The following is a 15,917-nucleotide window of genomic DNA, read 5'->3' as shown; positions in this document are numbered from 1 at the left end:
AAGCTAACTTATAATAGGAGGCCTATATGAACACCTTAGAGTGCATCAAAACTCGTCATAGTACACGTAAATTTAAAGCAGATCAAGTATCTCGAGAACTTATCAATCAAGTCCTCGATTCTGGGCGCCGCGCTCCATCTGGCGGTAATACACAATTAACACATTTCATGGTCATTACAAACCAAGATGTGCTTCAAGAACTAGTAACACTCATTCAAGAAGAATACGGCAAAATGCCGATTACAGAAAATACTTTACCTTACATGGTGAATATCATTAAGATGTCCGCCGAAGGCAAATTTGTATTCCACTATAATGCGCCTGTACTCATCGTATTGGCTAGTAAACCAAGCTATGCCAACAACTTTGCTGATGTATCTTGTGCTATGCAAAACATGATGCTTGCTTGCAATGAACTCGACCTTGGCAGTTGCTGGGTTAACCAAATCCGTCATCTTCAAGATAATGAACGCATCCAAGCCAAAATGCGTGAACTAGGTCTTAGCGAAGACGAAAAAGTCTACGCTAGCCTCGCTATCGGCTACCCAGATCTACCAAATGGCCTTAACCGCCGTGAAATCGAAGCAAAAGGCTATCCTGTAACATACATTGATTAATCAAGGCTAAGAATATATAAAACAAAAGCGCTATCTATCCTACAACTCTATTTGAGTTTCGTTAGGAATAGATAGCACTTTTTATTGACTATATTATTTTTTAACGCTTACCGATTTAGTAATCAAATCGATGCACACTCCATACTTATATGTATAATGAACTATCATTAAGCCTCAAACACGCGTTTACGAGCTGCTTTCACAAGAACGGAATGGTCATCATCTACTACGTGGTTAGATTTGTAAGCCCAACGCAACAATAGTGCAGAGTTTGCCACTACAAGGAGGCTACCGCCGTTGTGAACAAGGGCGCCCCACACGATAGGAAGGCCACACAATACTATTGTGAACCAAGCCCAGTCGAAGGGCAAGCCTAAACGAACACCTAATAAACTAAATACTACGCCGATACCGCCGGCTACTAATGTAATCTTTTCACGATTCAAATCGAACCATTCTGCTATTTTGCTCCACCGTTCCATAATTACCTCCTGTGAAAGCTTATATATAATGATATGTACACATTGATTGTGGTCTATATACATGCGTCCATGTATATAACACCTTAAGGGCAAACATGTTATGTATCGTTCTGTTTACCATTTTTATTGTTTTCATACCCATAGGGGTATGTCTTATGATTATGTTATACCCATATGGGTATATTTGTGTCAATAACAAAATATGTACAATCATTCATATATATTAAAAAACACAGATAGATACTGGATCTATTGAGGCTATATTATTCATGCATAGCCTCATTACACAAATGTATGAACAGTTGCTCATATATATATTCGCAAATTTAATGATTTTTACATAAAAGATATTCTGATGATTCTCAATCTATTCAATACTATTTCACCCTAATCAATACTATCCATAATGCAGTTTCCTAATAACTATTTATTATAATAGAAAATTAAGTATAGTCGACTACATACCCAACATGGTATTATTACAAATGACATGTTGTAGAAAGGATGTGTAACAATGTCGATTTTCTCTCCTGCTCCTCATATTGAACGTTTACCAGAGGCGCAAATCGATTCCACCTACAAACGTCTTCGTCGCGAAGTCTTTGCAGGTACATTTATTGGTTATGCTACATTCTATTTGATCCGCCAAAACTTTAGTTTGGCTGTTCCGTACATGATTGCTGAGTACGGCTACACTAAAGCGGATCTCGGTATAGTTATGACCATCTTATCCGTAGCTTACGGTGTAAGTAAATTTGTTATGGGTAATGCGTCTGACCGCTCTAACCCAAAATACTTCTCCACAGTAGGTCTATTGCTTAGTGCTTTAGTTATGTTATTATTCGGCACCTTACCAGGTGTTATGAGCAGTATTCCTATAATGTGCGTTCTTGCCTTATTAAACGGTTGGTTCCAAGGTATGGGCTACCCTCCATATGCAAAAAACATGGTAACTTGGTTCTCCCGTTCCGAACGCGGTGCTTGGTGGTCTTGGTGGAACGTTTCCCACAACCTAGGTGGCGGTATTATCGCTCCTCTTGCTACACTTGGCATCTACCTATTCGGTACATGGCATAGTATCTTCTTCTTCCCTGCTCTTATCTCTATCGTGTTAGCGATTATTACCTTTGTATTGTTGAAAGATACGCCTCAATCCTGTGGCTTACCTCCTATCGAAGAATACAAACACGAAGTAGTTCATACACATACAGAAAATGAAGAAAAAAGTACTTTCAAAGAAATCTTCTACAAATATATTTTGCATAATAAATACTTATGGTATCTTGCGATTGCAAATATCTTTGTATACTTCATCCGTTACGGCGTAGTTAGCTGGGCACCGACCTATTTAACCGCTGTGAAAGGCTTCACAAAAGAAGGTTCCCGTTGGGCTTACTTCTTATACGAATGGGCTGGTATTCCAGGCATGCTTGTAAGTGGTTACTTAAGTGACCGCGTATTCCGCGGCCGTCGTGCTCCAGCTACGATTTGTTTTATGTTATTCGTTATCTTAGCGATCCTTGTATACTGGTTTAATCCTGCAGGCAATATCCTCATCGATAACTTAGCACTCATTGCTATCGGCTTCCTCATCTACGGTCCTGTTATGATGATTGGCCTTCAAGCGGCGGACATGGTACCACGCGTAGCAACAGGTGGTGCTACTGGCCTTACAGGCCTTCTTGGTTACCTCATTGGTTCCGCTGGTGCTGGTGCTTTCATGGGGCTCATGGTTGACCTCTACGGTTGGGATGGTGGTTTCATTGCCCTCATTGGTGCATGTATCCTATCCATCGTCTTCCTACTCCTCACCCTTGGAGACAAAGGACAACAATAGAATATGTACTGTATAATACGTACTATATAATACGTAATGTAAAATACATACTGTACAACTCACTGTTGTATATACAAAACTCCCCTAGTAATCTAAGGATTACTAGGGGAGTTTAATTATTTATGCGACGCACAAGGAGCCGTTTAATACTTTCAGATTATACACGAGACCGAGTCGCGCCAAGCCGTGCAATGCAGCAGCGGTTACAGGATTGATAGATCCTAACACGCCAGCAGCGATGATCGCAACGTGGAATAAAATGGACACGATGAGTAGGCCCAAATGGCATTGTTTCGCCTCTTTTGAAAGCCCCGCCGTCGGAGAGTTTTCATCTACAAGAGACCCCATCATGAGTGCCACAAGAACGAGTTCCAAAGAGCATGGACAAAGAATAACTAGCAATGTAATGGTATGCATAAAGTTCTGTGTCAATGCATAGGAACCCATGGAAAGTAACATAACGGCCACAACGATGACGGATGAATAATTGTTGATGCCCTGACGCAAGGCTACAAGCTGTGTAGGCATGGTCGGCAACATGTCATCATCCAATGTATAATGCACATTGCCCGTAATAAGCTGCTCTAAGAAAAAGCCACCATGTACGATGAGACCTACATAAGCCGCCGTATGATAATCTCCAATCGCAATAAGCGCGACCATGGCTATCACGATAAGAAAATTAGCGTGAATCTCTAAATGATCCAAAATACTTTGCACGCTGTTGATGAGCAATGGCAAGCCACAAATGATGACCGTTACCCACGCCAAATCAATAGCTGGGTTCATAGGCTCCGTAAGCGCATCTAATATGATAAATAATAAGCCGAGTGCCAAAATAGCCCCCTGCGTGCGCAGAGACACCTGCGCTGATAAAGACTGTAAAAACTTCATATAGACCTCTCTATAAATGAGATACCGGCCTTACTTAATCCGGAAATACCTTTTACTTCTATAAATAATACTATTAACACTTATATTGCTAACGCCTAAAATACCCATAGGGGTATTGCTATGGTGTAATTATTATACAAAACATAAAAGAAATATACAAATCAAATTTTTTAATAAATGAAAACCCCTATCTTTAAAAATGGCTTAGCCGGTAAAAGGTCCTAGTTGTGAGCTCTAATTTCTTTATTAAAAACGTAGAAAGAACAAGTCCCTAAAAACGACTTAGCTCGCTATGGAGCTCATTTTAATAGGCACTAGTTGAAGATCCTAATTTCATATAAAAGGAAAAGCCCCTATCTCTAAAAATGACTTAGCTCGCTATGGAGGCTTTTAGAGATAGGGGCTTTGACACAAGGTTATGAAATTAGAGCTTCAACGCCTCAATCCATTCTGCTTCTTTAAATCCAACGAGTACTTTGTCTTCAAGAACCAAGATAGGACGTTTTACAAGCATGCCATTAGATGCTAATAAAGCTAGTTTTTCTTCTTCACTAAGGTTCGGCAATTTATCCTTTAATTGTTGTTCACGGTAAATCATACCAGAAGTATTAAAGAATGCTTTCAAATCCTTGCCAGATTGTGGATACCAAGCAGCAATTTCCTCTGCTGTAGGATTTTCGGACTTGATGTCACGATCTGTGTACTTAATGTTATGATCATCTAAGAATTTCTTTGCTTTTTTGCATGTTGTGCATTTAGGATATTCAACGAATAACATAGGTTCTCCTTATATCAATATTCAATGTTATAACAACTTACTAATTTAAGATAATTGTACCAAATACATCGAAAATTATCAATCTCTTATTGACAGTCTACGGGTTCTAATGAAGCACAATGTGCAATAGAGGATAATACTTCATCCATCCCCTCACTAAGTTTTGCTGTACGCAAATCAACATCCATCTGTAAACGCAAGAAATACCCTTCCGAAACATCAAAGTATTTCGCTAAACGCAACGATGTATCTGCTGAAATAGATCGTGTACCATTCAATATTTCTTGAATCCGTGAAACAGGCACATGTATATCCTTAGCCAATCGATATGCAGATAGTCCTAATGGATCCATAAACTCTTCTTTTAATATTTCACTAATGGTAGGTGTAGGAATAAACTTTTCCATATTAATTTCCTCTCTATTAATGATAATCTACAAATCCGATAATCATAGAATCTCTCTTTCAATTATACCTGTTAAACAGGTATAATTCAATAATATATACTTGATGAAAAACTATACATAGAATTAAAATTATTCTACAAATAATTTTAATAAAGAGATTCTATAAAACATCATCTAATTCCTACACTTGAGATGACTCTATTGTCCACCTATTTCGGAATGTAATCAATTTACCCTATCGTCATAATTGAATTAAAACTATCATTAATTCCCACTTCAACTAAATTAATTTTAAAAAGTAAAAAGACCTACATCCTCGACCGTATCATGTATAAAATACATATTAAAGGTTGAGAGAATATAGGTCTCTTATGAAAATCTATGTATTATTTATAATACTAGTTATAGCAAAAATGTAAGTCCCATTGCCACAAAGATGGTTGGCAAAAGGTTTGCAATACGTACTTTGCCAGGCCAGATGAGGTCGATACCAACGCAGAAAATTAGAATAGATCCGACATAGGATAAATTATCGATGGCATTAGATGTCATCAACGGCGCCGCAATATGTGCCATAGCCGTAATGAGCCATTGCGTAATACCTACTGGAATAAAGGAGAACAGCGCCCCTTTCCCCATAGAGGATACCATAACCATAACGATGATGCCGTCGAGGATGCCTTTTAAAAGTAATGTCTGATAATTTCCAGTAAGACCGTCTTGAATGGACCCCAATACCCCCATAGCACCTACGGTAAACGTCAAAGATGCCGTGATAAAGGCGTGCGTAAACTTTGGATCCCCAGCGTTGCCAGTGCGAGCTTTCACCCAGTCACCAAACACAGTAATCCAATGATTAAGGTCGATAATTTCGCCAATAACAGCGCCTACGACCATGCTAATAATCATCAACAGCGGGTCCGTTGTCTGTAGAGATCCATTGACAATGACGAGCATATACTGCATGGCCCCGCTCATACCGAGGAGGAGCACGATAATACCGCTCACAATCATGAGCATCTGCTTTAAATTTTCTTTCATAAAGCGACCAAACGCGAGGCCACATAGGCTGCCAGCTATGATAAGGCCAATGTTAATGGCCGTTCCCAAACCAATCATATATTTCCCTTCTTTAATTGTGAAAGTAACACTATCAATTTACTTCAGTATATCAATCATATCGAAATAAATCAATTTATATGGTATAAAATATATAGTTGAAATTGGATTAATTAAAGTTTTTTAGGACCATACATAGAGCCTGATTCATACTGCTATAGGTCTCCCTAATACAGCATTGCTCCTCTTATAGCATTATATACAGCAAAAAGCCTCTATCCAATAAAGATAGAGGCTCTGTATAGTTTATAGCGTTGAGAGAGAACTAATGATAGACCCGCTTAGGAGAGAGAGAGTATATGTGTTTATATATAAAGCGGGCCGACATGAGATGAGTCGCTATCGCCTCATCGACTTTAGTGTACACCCAATTCCACATAACAACAAATTCAATTATGTAAACACAAGTATGCATAAAAACTATTGTTAACTAATTTATACTTATCGCCCTTACGCTTCATCGTCTACAGGTAACCATACGATATCTGCTGTTTTATTAATCTCTTCAAAGCAAGGGCAGTCTTTACCGTGATCATTGATGAGGCCACTAGCTTGTAGATGCGAATAAATTGTAACAGGACCTACAAACTTAAAGCCCCTCTTCTTTAGATCTTTGCTTATCCGCGTAGATAGACCATTCTTTGTAGGAAAATGACCTTCGGGATGGTTTTCATAAATAATCGTTTTATGATTTGTGAAACCCCAAATATAGTTGCAAAACGAACCAAATTCAGATTGAATACGTTTAAAAGCAGTAGCATTACTTATCATAGCTTCAATTTTAGAGCGAGACTTAATCATGCCCTCTGTATTCATGATACGTTCGACATCGCTTTCACCATAAGCAGCCACCGTATCAATATCAAAATGATCAAAACATTCTCGAATGATGTCTCGTTTAATTAAAACCGTAAGCCAGCTGAGGCCACATTGAAAGCTTTCGAGACAAAGATGTTCAAATTGATGTTGGTCATCATGAATTGGTCGGCCCCACTCGTAATCGTGGTAATCCTGATATAAAGGCGTCGTCGGCCATTCACAAGTCGTCATCACACACCTCCATGCGCCCATACGAGGACGTCATACATGAGCGCTACTACGAGGCCCATTACGAGATGACCACCCACATAAAATGGCACTAGATAATAAATGAATAACAGCAAGGAATGCAAGGCTTTACGAAGCCATATAATCGGCGTAGATGTGTCGCCACCTACTTTACTATCAAGCCAATTATGGACGGTGTAAATAGGCGTTCCTAAACGGCGAATCCAGTCTGGAACACGTACCTCAGGATTCAAACCAGGGCAATAGAAGATCACCAAGGGCAACGCCACCACATCAATGACGAGCAATAGGGTTAACATAAAAGCAAACCAATCTAATTCGCCTTCCCACGTGAAGGGTTGTGCCATGAAACGGGCACCCCACAAATAGGCTTTGTATACGATATACGGTTCTAATAGCCATAATAAGGGCTTCACTACACTCATGGGACTACCTACACCAAACAAAAAATAATAAAAACTACGCATTTGCGTAGTCATTTCATATATACAACATTCCGATTATATCGACTGAATACCAAGAACATAGCGATTTTCTAGGCTAGAAAATCACTTTATATACACCATTTTTTAGTCCTTACATACATCGATTTTCATATTAATATTATATCAGATTTTGCAGTTCTTGTGGGATTATATTTTATAAAAATTTTATCAATTTACACTATTTATAGTACTGATTAACAAAAGAAGTCACTATATAAGCCATCCGCTCTATTTTATCACTCTAAAAAGCCCTTTATCCATTTTAATAGATAAAGGGCTGCATATATGTATTAAGACTTTCACTAATAAAAGCAGTTTAGTTGTCACTAATAATAATTTTCGTCACCTTGCTGCCATTGTGCTCGAAAAATATACCTACAATATTGTCACTGTTATAGCGTAGATATCCATAGAACCATCGATTATTAAAGTCTATAAAATCAGGACGCCCATAGATATCCATCACTTTTTTCAAGGAATCGCCAACAGCAATGCCACGGGCAGTCACGGCATCACGATTGCTGACAATCATATACCATACGATAGGACGACTATCTTGCATCAAAGAATGTCCAAATTTGATGCCCCCATAAGTGAGCTCATCACGTTTCTCACTCGTCGGCTGACCTAGACTAGCTTTTACCGCATCAAAGGACGTACCTAGTGAAACGCCGGCAATTCTCATATCTTCATCAGGCAAAGGGGCTCCAATAGCTTGCCCTGGCCGATAATGACGATATTGCTCCGCTTTGGGCCAAGTTGGTGAAAGCTTAGCATTACTCGCTTCCAACCGATCCATGGCTTTACTTAACCAACTAGCATCGGCAACTGAACTCACATTGCTAGCTAATAATAAAGCCACACCTAAACTAATTGCAATAAATTTTGTTTTCATGTTTCTCTCCTAACCTCTCAAACTACAAATAACCTATAGACCTAATATTAACATAATCACACTGAAATCAGAACCTAACGCTACAATACCTATAAAAAAAACACTCATGCCCCATAGGGAGTAGTAGCATGTAAACAAAACACGTTTCCATGTCACTTAAAAATATAGTCATTTAGTTATATAATTATACTTAATAACATAACCTACAGATTACTACAATACTAATAAATATAGAAATGTAAACGGGAGATACCACCATGACTAAACTACCACTATTAGCGTGTGCTTTCATCATGAGCACTATATTATCACCAATAGGAGCCATCGATGTTAATATTCCTGGTGCAGATTCTAAGTTTTCCAAGGATGCCTACATAAATTACCAAACCACGAACCCTGATATTGAAAAGGATGTAGCAAACTATGTGAAAACATTAAAGTTAACGGACAAGGCTAACGGTATTAATAAAAACGAAATTGAGTATACTAAAGCAGCCTCTATATATCGCGGTCAAAATTACCATAATACGGTCATTTCCGTTCATGATCAATACAACCAAATTCGCCTTTCATTCCCAGTAGCGGGCATAAAAAGTGATTATCATATAGGACGTTACCAAAATCCAAGTCGAACCATTGAGGACTATCGAGTTTTAACCAATAATGGAAGTCTCAATTTAGAAATTGACTACGCAGATTTTAAAGATTACGACTGGCGCAACACCAAAATAGCTTATGAAAAGCTAACAGACAAAGACGTCCGTAATTTCTTGCAAGACAATGCGAAACGAAAGTCCTCCAAACAGATTTCTGATATAAAGGGCACTGTATTTTCATATCCTACTGTTACCTACAGCACTTGGGATAGCATGAAGATGCCACACTTTAAAAACGGTAAAAAAACAACGCTCACCATCGACACGATCAATTTTAAATTTAAGGGCTATAACATGCGTCATCCCTTATATCACGCAGGGTTTGTCTATTATGATAACAACCCCGTTCTGAACAAGGTTCCTACAGATAAATTATTGGCTAATTATGTGCTTCCCTCTGTACAAAACCTAAATGAATTAAATCAATATTCACGCATAGAAAGCTTAAACGGTGTACAATACCGCGTACCAAAAGACGCCATATACGAAGGTGAAAGTAAGGCCTCTGAACACCAAGATGTTAGATACTACAAAAAAGGAGATATAACATTCTTTGTTTCTACTGACAATATTCCTAAAAACCCATATGCGCATGAACTTGTTATAAACGGTCATTACAACTTTAAAGCTGATTTAAATACGTTCTGGGATATTTACTATTACCACCCAACATCAGATTATATTAATTATGCCGTTATATGGAATAATAATATTCCTGGACTATCCACACATATCTATAAACCCCATAAAGATGATTATATCCTAACCTTTAGCTCCTATGATGGGATCTATAGCTTTACCTATACCATCTTTTATCCAAGTTTTTTACATGCTGAAGAAGTTCAAAAATTACGAAATATGATTGAGTTTTTTGACTCTACCAATAATCCTAGTTTTAAAATGCAAGAACATGTCCTATTTCCAGAAGCATAGGAAATCGATACATATTAAAACACTGTTCAAAAATAACCTAATACTATCAGATATGTAAATAAACAGCCAGTACTGAATCACAATACTGACTGTTTTATTTCTCTCTATTTCTTTTTATACCTAAGTGTATCTACATATAGACAAAATATTAGTTTAGCTTTAAGGCAGTTTAAAAACATCAGCTTCCCAAAGGTACTCCAACGCAGGAAACGCTTGCTTATGCGGATGATTGATCAATTTTGCCATTTCTACCATATTACGAATATCATGATAAGACGTCTTCACCATATTGGCTTTATAAGCAACTTCAATGCTGTACACATATTTATCATCACGGATTGTAAAATATGTATAATTAATACCATTATCAAATTTTACACTGCCACTAAATGCAGGCATACCATTACGCCAAATGGTCGCATTATCATTAACTGAATACGGGTATTTTCGGCTCATCGTATCCATCGTAGAAAAAGCACCTGAATAAAAATGTTTTTCATCATTTGAAAAAATCGGACGGCGCTTAATCAGCTGCACTATATCGCCCCCCTTATAAACGCGCGTTTCCTCACCATAGGAGGTAGGCTCATAATCGGCTTTTCTCGTACTATTCTTGAGCACACGATATTCAAAGTTTCCCCATTTCTCAACATTAGAATAGCGATCTATCACTTTTGTATCCTCTACCGATGGAATCACATAATTCGCTAAAGCCCCTTCTGCATACCTAATATGATCTGGATTGCCATTACCTCGATTTATGATGTTAACACGATACACATGGTTCGTATCACTAGGCAGGGAAAACTCAACACCCGTACTCGTACGCGGCTCAGCTTTCTCTTCTTTTCCAGAGATACGTGTCATAATCCCATACTTCTGCTGCCATTGACCATTTTTTACCGTTTTATATGTGAAGGCACGATCCGTATAGGTAGTCTTATCATCCACATCGACTACGATATCTGCATTCATACTTTTAATATAATATTGAGGGATACCATTTACGACATTAACAACGGAATTAGTGTTATCATTAATCGCCTTACTTTCAAGACTTGGATAAGGCATAGAAAAGCGAATATGCCGTGTACCATCGTCAAAGATGAACACCGTACTTTGATTAGCTTGGCGCTTTAAAAACTTGGCATTGCCATCCATATATGCCTTAGCTTGCTCTACCGTCCTACGCCCATTTTTCACAGTCTGTGCTACCACAGGGCCTGAGTGACGTCTAAACTGAGCCTCTACCAGATCCATATCAACACTATTATAAGAATAGCTTTCATAAGCAGTATCAGACACCATGGCATCTCCACCAGGAAGATCTATATTGGCAGCATGTGCCGTTACCATAAAGCCAAGTGAACAAAAACCTATTAAAAACACGCTCTTAATCATATCATTCTCTCAACATGAATAAATCTTATATAAAACTAGACTCCTATAGCCTCAACTACTTCTCCGATGTACATATAATGTGGTTCCCAGCAATCTTTACCAACTTGAGTATACATAGATGGATTCGCTGCATAATATTCCTTTACATTATCTGCTAAGTGGGCTTCATCAAATTGATGCTCATACAGTTTTTTACATACAAATGTTAGATCTGCTTCTTTGAAGGTCACCCCATCGCCTGCCACAACTGGTGTTAGGCCAGAATTTGCCACCTTATTTTCGTCGCGGCCAGAATGAGAACCTAAATAACCAAGAGCCTTGCGATAACTTTCAGAGAAAAAGCTAACTGTAAAGGTATCATATTTCGCCATAAACTCTTGAGTATAACGCGCTGGATGAATGTACACTGTCACCGTGGATATATCGCCACCATTAGGGCCCCATATGTTGCCCATACTGCCCCAACTAACCGTACATGTATTAAAATCATCAAGCATTCCAGCCGTAACAAGAGCCCAACGATTCTCAAACATGGTAAAAGCTTTATAATCCTTTGTTTCAAATGCTTTCATAAGAACCTCCAGTTTATCTCAATTTGACGATATAAATCTTTACCCCTATAATATAGGTAGATAGTCAGACGAGTCATACCGTCAGGCTCATCTCTGAAAACAAAAAAGCTTGAGAAATGGCCTTTCAGTTATCGAATCATCTAAGATAACGAAGGGCTATTTGTCTTTTGTGAGACAAATAAGCGCTATTAAAGCTCCAAAAGCAATAACCACAGTTATCACCTGTAATAAGAGCATGATTATTTCATAATCACTCATAGGCTTATCCCTCCCTTCGATGACGAAGAGAGGCCCAACCTCGTCTAACTATCCTATGCTTATTATATAGCGAACTAATATGCGATACAATAAGCATTATATTATACAAATATATGAATACAGTAATAAAAGCCGAGCTAATTCTATGAATTAAAAGCTCGGCTTTTTTCATAGATATGGTAAAAATATAATCATTTATAAATCATAATTTTACTTACTTTATCGCCTTTTTGTTCAAATTGTATGCCATGCATCATATCCGTACGATAGCGATATTTCCCATAAAACCATCGATTATTAGAGTCTACTAAATCAGGTCTACCGTATACATTAAGGACTTTTCGCATGGAGTCGCCTACGGCAATGCCTCTATGTGTTGTGGCATCACGATTCTCGATCATCATATAGGTAACAACTGACTCTACACCATCCATTTTAAAACTCCCAAAGGTAACACCACCATAGGTGAGTCCTCTACTAGTTTCTTTAGTAGGCTGCCCCAAACTTGCTTTCACACTATCAAAGGTATTACCTAATGAAACACCAAGAACCATCATATCCTCGTCTGGTAAGTTAGCACCTACAAGTTGTCCTCCCGCATAATGAGTATACTGCTCAGCTTTCGGCCAATCGTAAGACTGTTTCGCTGCATTTGTTTCAAGGCGATCCCACGTTTTGCTCAACCAACTTGCATCTGTCACATAACTATAACCACTTACCAATTGCAGGCCGATAACAAGCCCCGTAATCATGCATTTTCTTTTCATGTTCTCTCTCCTGAACGATCTTATAAACAACTGAATTACATTTTATCTTTACTTTGCATACGGATTACTTTATTCCGCAGTGTCTCAACATTTGCAAAATCAGAATATTCTACCGTATTACGCAGCTGAATATGAGAATATGGCGTAGCCCCATCAATATAAACTAAGCTCATTATATATACATTCTTGTCATCACGTAAGAATCGATGCATTAAAGACGTTTTTCCTGGTTGATAGTTATCTACTAAAAGACTAGGAACGCCATTATTCCAAACAGATGCTGATTGAATAGGTGCATCACCTATGATTTGACTTTCTGGCTTTATTTCCGAAATCTCGTCAATAAATGAATAGATATATTTATCATCTACTTTTACAGGTTTCTTAGCTACAATAAGTCGGATACCTGATCCACGATAGTCTCTCATTTCGGCAGAGTCCTTTAACGATTTCTGTGCTATTAGTTTGAGCCCTTTAGGAATACGATATGTGAAATTATCCCATTGAATACTTTCACTATAATGATCCATGTCATCTAACGATCGAATCGACGGAATTACATAATTACTCATAACGTGCTCGAGCTTGCCGGTAACAGGCTGATTTTTGTAGCTAAGACCTACCATATATTCTTGATTCGGTTGATTAAATAAACCAACTACAGCAACCATAGCAGGCGTATTCTCACCGAAAGACTCAGTTTCAATAGCCCATTTACCATGTGTGATACCCGGATATGTAAACTCCCCTTTTCGCTCTGATTTTAATTTGCCTAATGCATCATCATAATTCTGTTTTGTACCAATCGCAAAAAATATGGAATTCTCTCTTACAATAGATAAACGTTCACCATCACTGCGTTTTGGGTAATACTTACTTGCTAATAGTAGTCCAGGAACAGATGCCCGAATGTTATTACGCTCATCATGCAACAACACAACTGCAGACTCATTAACAAGTAAGTCCATCAACTTCTCCGAATCGCTTGCTATCTGATTGACTTCATCTCGTGTTAGTCCCCAGTCAGTTACATACATGTCCATGCGTTTTTTAGATTCAGAATGTAATTTTATAACATCACTAGCTCCTACATTGCTCAAGCTACCGGCCCGATAGTTTTCATAGGCATTGGCAGGGATATTCGCATCTGCCCCTGGTATAGGTGGCTGTCCTGCTGGCACTTCTATCTGTACAGCGCTTACATTCATGGTGAAAGCAGCTAGTACAGCCATGATAATCAAACTTTTACGTAACATAAAACCCTCTCTTTTTTCTCTCACATTACAACATAAATAAGCACAACCTTATTAGCATAAGTATACTATGTAAACAAGGCTGTGCCTATTATTAATAATTTTATAATTTAGTATATGTATGATATATCTATAATTGGTATATATAAGGTTTATCTCCATTTGACGATATATCCCTTTATCCCTATAATATAAGTAGATAGTCAGACGAGTAGTGACGTCAGGCTCATCTCACAAACAAATAACATGTAGAAATGGCCTTTTCGTTTTATCCAATTTCCGAAGAAACGAAGGGCTATTTTGCTATTTCTAGACAAATAAGCGCCACAAGTGCTCCACTAATAAAAACCAAGCTATTTTTAAATATGAATAGCTTGGCTTTTGCATTATGTAAATAAGTTAAGAATATATCAGAAATCCAATATGAGTGTTTAGGAGCTTTTAAGAGCTAATGAAGAATCAGTCCAGTAATGATCAGAACCGGAGCCAAGTAAGAGATACAAAAATAACAATAGCTAAAACAATAAGAGTGCCATACATTAATAGCCCTAGCTTTATAACAAAATCTATACTATAAAAGATAAATGTCCCCACTAAAGATTGGTCTTTCAAAGAAAAGTACCAAGCTTTCACTCTATAATAAATTTTTGGTTTATCAAACGCTGGATATAGTTTCTCATGCCACAAAATAAGCCACGGTAAAACCCAAATATTCCCAAAGGTAAATATCAATACTGGCAAATAATCCCTTAATGGATATGCTTCTAATACATATCGATCATAGAGCAATGTATAGAAAGCCCAAATAGAGATTCCCCAAATAAGTAAAAGTACAAGCTTTATTAGGAGTCCAAAAACAAGTTTTATCTTTAATCTATGTTTATTCACTGTTTTAACCACTCTAGTGCCATACATAAATATTACAACTCATCATCATAAGATAGTCCAAAGATCTTTTTATAGATCAAATTAGGCAATTTATATTTTTCATCACCAAATTCAGCAGGTAGAATCATAGCTTTTAGATTTTCTGCATATATACGTTGTTGGCGAATTTGTCCATTATTGTAATAGGTACCGCCATCATTAACGGTCCCTGTAATTCCTGAACTTCCTTGCTTTGCACGCCAAATAGAGATATATGGGGTCTTATCACCTTGTTTTAAACTTCTATCATGATCATTAATCAAATGGCGCAAAGAACGATCCATTTGGTAATCGTATTGTACTGAAAGTCCTTGAATCATATTCGCAGCAGGCATGGAAACATAAATGACGGCTTCAATACGACGATGGCCATTCGGCGCCGTTACAGACTTAACAGATGAAAGATCCAAATATTTTCCATCTCCTCTTCCAGAGTCAGCACTCGAATCGATGTGTTCAAATCGTTCTGCGTTTAATAAGTCAGCTTGTGATACGGCTTGGATTTGCATTGGCAACACGAGGCAGCTTAGTAACCATAGTGAAAGTAAATATATGCGTTTCATCATCC

The 15,917-nt window shown here is 37.8% G+C and carries 17 protein-coding genes; 3 read left to right on the top strand and 14 right to left on the bottom strand.

Translation table 11 applies throughout. The features are described 5' to 3' along the window. The first annotated feature begins 26 nt into the window (after positions 1-26). Positions 27-617 carry a nitroreductase gene (locus KH286_RS03345; protein WP_024061572.1) on the top strand — a complete coding sequence of 197 codons (591 nt, stop codon included), beginning with the start codon at positions 27-29 and terminating at the stop codon, positions 615-617. 167 nt (positions 618-784) lie between these two features. Here KH286_RS03345 and KH286_RS03340 read toward each other — a convergent pair whose 3' ends face one another. After that, positions 785-1,099: a hypothetical protein gene (locus KH286_RS03340; protein WP_118091197.1), complete on the bottom strand. Its 315-nt coding sequence runs from the start codon at positions 1,097-1,099 to the stop codon at positions 785-787. A gap of 514 nt (positions 1,100-1,613) precedes the next feature. Between KH286_RS03340 and pgtP the strand changes: the two genes are divergently transcribed. Next, on the top strand, positions 1,614-2,936 hold the full coding sequence (gene pgtP, locus KH286_RS03335; protein WP_118091196.1) for a phosphoglycerate transporter protein PgtP: 1,323 nt from the start codon (positions 1,614-1,616) through the stop codon (positions 2,934-2,936). Between the two features lie 120 nt (positions 2,937-3,056). Here pgtP and KH286_RS03330 read toward each other — a convergent pair whose 3' ends face one another. The 7 genes from KH286_RS03330 to KH286_RS03300 form a co-directional block, all read right to left on the bottom strand. After that, positions 3,057-3,830 (bottom strand): hypothetical protein, encoded by a 774-nt coding sequence (locus tag KH286_RS03330; RefSeq protein WP_118091195.1) that lies wholly within the window; start codon positions 3,828-3,830, stop codon positions 3,057-3,059. 424 nt (positions 3,831-4,254) lie between these two features. Further along, positions 4,255-4,608: a Spx/MgsR family RNA polymerase-binding regulatory protein gene (locus KH286_RS03325; protein WP_005384960.1), complete on the bottom strand. Its 354-nt coding sequence runs from the start codon at positions 4,606-4,608 to the stop codon at positions 4,255-4,257. 86 nt (positions 4,609-4,694) lie between these two features. Then, positions 4,695-5,015 carry a HigA family addiction module antitoxin gene (locus tag KH286_RS03320; RefSeq protein WP_058948305.1) on the bottom strand — a complete coding sequence of 107 codons (321 nt, stop codon included), beginning with the start codon at positions 5,013-5,015 and terminating at the stop codon, positions 4,695-4,697. 402 nt (positions 5,016-5,417) lie between these two features. Beyond that, positions 5,418-6,134: a DUF554 domain-containing protein gene (locus tag KH286_RS03315; RefSeq protein ID WP_118091194.1), complete on the bottom strand. Its 717-nt coding sequence runs from the start codon at positions 6,132-6,134 to the stop codon at positions 5,418-5,420. A gap of 450 nt (positions 6,135-6,584) precedes the next feature. Next, positions 6,585-7,184, bottom strand: coding sequence for a DNA-3-methyladenine glycosylase I (locus KH286_RS03310; protein WP_118091193.1), 600 nt, complete (start codon positions 7,182-7,184; stop codon positions 6,585-6,587). Beyond that, the gene (locus KH286_RS03305; protein WP_278617605.1) at positions 7,184-7,627 is read right to left on the bottom strand and encodes a hypothetical protein; all 444 of its coding nucleotides are present in this window, start codon (positions 7,625-7,627) and stop codon (positions 7,184-7,186) included. The genes KH286_RS03310 and KH286_RS03305 overlap by 1 nt, the downstream gene beginning before the upstream one ends. A 376-nt stretch (positions 7,628-8,003) precedes the next feature. Then, positions 8,004-8,582: a TonB-dependent receptor gene (locus tag KH286_RS03300; RefSeq protein ID WP_118091191.1), complete on the bottom strand. Its 579-nt coding sequence runs from the start codon at positions 8,580-8,582 to the stop codon at positions 8,004-8,006. A gap of 257 nt (positions 8,583-8,839) precedes the next feature. On the opposite strand from KH286_RS03300, the gene KH286_RS03295 reads away from it, so the two are divergent. After that, positions 8,840-10,171, top strand: a complete 1,332-nt coding sequence (locus KH286_RS03295; RefSeq protein WP_118091190.1) for a hypothetical protein — start codon at positions 8,840-8,842, stop codon at positions 10,169-10,171. Positions 10,172-10,330: 159 nt separating this feature from the next. On the opposite strand, the gene KH286_RS03290 is transcribed toward KH286_RS03295, so the two are convergent. From KH286_RS03290 to KH286_RS03265, 6 genes are all read right to left on the bottom strand, one after another. Then, positions 10,331-11,572 (bottom strand): hypothetical protein, encoded by a 1,242-nt coding sequence (locus tag KH286_RS03290; RefSeq protein ID WP_180773332.1) that lies wholly within the window; start codon positions 11,570-11,572, stop codon positions 10,331-10,333. A gap of 35 nt (positions 11,573-11,607) precedes the next feature. After that, positions 11,608-12,144, bottom strand: coding sequence for a flavin reductase (locus tag KH286_RS03285; RefSeq protein ID WP_118091189.1), 537 nt, complete (start codon positions 12,142-12,144; stop codon positions 11,608-11,610). Between the two features lie 449 nt (positions 12,145-12,593). Then, on the bottom strand, positions 12,594-13,169 hold the full coding sequence (locus tag KH286_RS03280) for a TonB-dependent receptor (protein ID WP_118091188.1): 576 nt from the start codon (positions 13,167-13,169) through the stop codon (positions 12,594-12,596). A gap of 35 nt (positions 13,170-13,204) precedes the next feature. Next, on the bottom strand, positions 13,205-14,425 hold the full coding sequence (locus tag KH286_RS03275) for a hypothetical protein (protein WP_038125637.1): 1,221 nt from the start codon (positions 14,423-14,425) through the stop codon (positions 13,205-13,207). Positions 14,426-14,896: 471 nt separating this feature from the next. Then, positions 14,897-15,337, bottom strand: a complete 441-nt coding sequence (locus KH286_RS03270) for a hypothetical protein (protein ID WP_118091187.1) — start codon at positions 15,335-15,337, stop codon at positions 14,897-14,899. A 5-nt stretch (positions 15,338-15,342) separates the two neighbouring features. Further along, on the bottom strand, positions 15,343-15,912 hold the full coding sequence (locus KH286_RS03265) for a hypothetical protein (RefSeq protein ID WP_004698206.1): 570 nt from the start codon (positions 15,910-15,912) through the stop codon (positions 15,343-15,345). Positions 15,913-15,917 lie beyond the last annotated feature (5 nt).

Source organism: Veillonella parvula, assembly GCF_018378075.1.
GTDB lineage: Bacteria > Bacillota > Negativicutes > Veillonellales > Veillonellaceae > Veillonella > Veillonella parvula_K.
Note: the sequence above shows the minus strand (reverse complement) of the source record. Positions and strands in the feature narration are given on the sequence as shown.

What these genes read in the sequence shown, in the direction of transcription:
- KH286_RS03325 (WP_005384960.1), bottom strand. Translation starts at nt 4,608, where the DNA reads ATGTTATTCGTTGAATATCCTAAATGCACAACATGCAAAAAAGCAAAG.
- pgtP (WP_118091196.1), top strand. Translation starts at nt 1,614, where the DNA reads ATGTCGATTTTCTCTCCTGCTCCTCATATTGAACGTTTACCAGAGGCG.
- KH286_RS03345 (WP_024061572.1), top strand. Translation starts at nt 27, where the DNA reads ATGAACACCTTAGAGTGCATCAAAACTCGTCATAGTACACGTAAATTT.
- KH286_RS03265 (WP_004698206.1), bottom strand. Translation starts at nt 15,912, where the DNA reads ATGAAACGCATATATTTACTTTCACTATGGTTACTAAGCTGCCTCGTG.
- KH286_RS03300 (WP_118091191.1), bottom strand. Translation starts at nt 8,582, where the DNA reads ATGAAAACAAAATTTATTGCAATTAGTTTAGGTGTGGCTTTATTATTA.
- KH286_RS03315 (WP_118091194.1), bottom strand. Translation starts at nt 6,134, where the DNA reads ATGATTGGTTTGGGAACGGCCATTAACATTGGCCTTATCATAGCTGGC.
- KH286_RS03280 (WP_118091188.1), bottom strand. Translation starts at nt 13,169, where the DNA reads ATGAAAAGAAAATGCATGATTACGGGGCTTGTTATCGGCCTGCAATTG.
- KH286_RS03295 (WP_118091190.1), top strand. Translation starts at nt 8,840, where the DNA reads ATGACTAAACTACCACTATTAGCGTGTGCTTTCATCATGAGCACTATA.
- KH286_RS03320 (WP_058948305.1), bottom strand. Translation starts at nt 5,015, where the DNA reads ATGGAAAAGTTTATTCCTACACCTACCATTAGTGAAATATTAAAAGAA.
- KH286_RS03285 (WP_118091189.1), bottom strand. Translation starts at nt 12,144, where the DNA reads ATGAAAGCATTTGAAACAAAGGATTATAAAGCTTTTACCATGTTTGAG.
- KH286_RS03275 (WP_038125637.1), bottom strand. Translation starts at nt 14,425, where the DNA reads ATGTTACGTAAAAGTTTGATTATCATGGCTGTACTAGCTGCTTTCACC.
- KH286_RS03340 (WP_118091197.1), bottom strand. Translation starts at nt 1,099, where the DNA reads ATGGAACGGTGGAGCAAAATAGCAGAATGGTTCGATTTGAATCGTGAA.
- KH286_RS03270 (WP_118091187.1), bottom strand. Translation starts at nt 15,337, where the DNA reads ATGTATGGCACTAGAGTGGTTAAAACAGTGAATAAACATAGATTAAAG.
- KH286_RS03305 (WP_278617605.1), bottom strand. Translation starts at nt 7,627, where the DNA reads ATGAGTGTAGTGAAGCCCTTATTATGGCTATTAGAACCGTATATCGTA.
- KH286_RS03330 (WP_118091195.1), bottom strand. Translation starts at nt 3,830, where the DNA reads ATGAAGTTTTTACAGTCTTTATCAGCGCAGGTGTCTCTGCGCACGCAG.
- KH286_RS03310 (WP_118091193.1), bottom strand. Translation starts at nt 7,184, where the DNA reads ATGACGACTTGTGAATGGCCGACGACGCCTTTATATCAGGATTACCAC.
- KH286_RS03290 (WP_180773332.1), bottom strand. Translation starts at nt 11,572, where the DNA reads ATGATTAAGAGCGTGTTTTTAATAGGTTTTTGTTCACTTGGCTTTATG.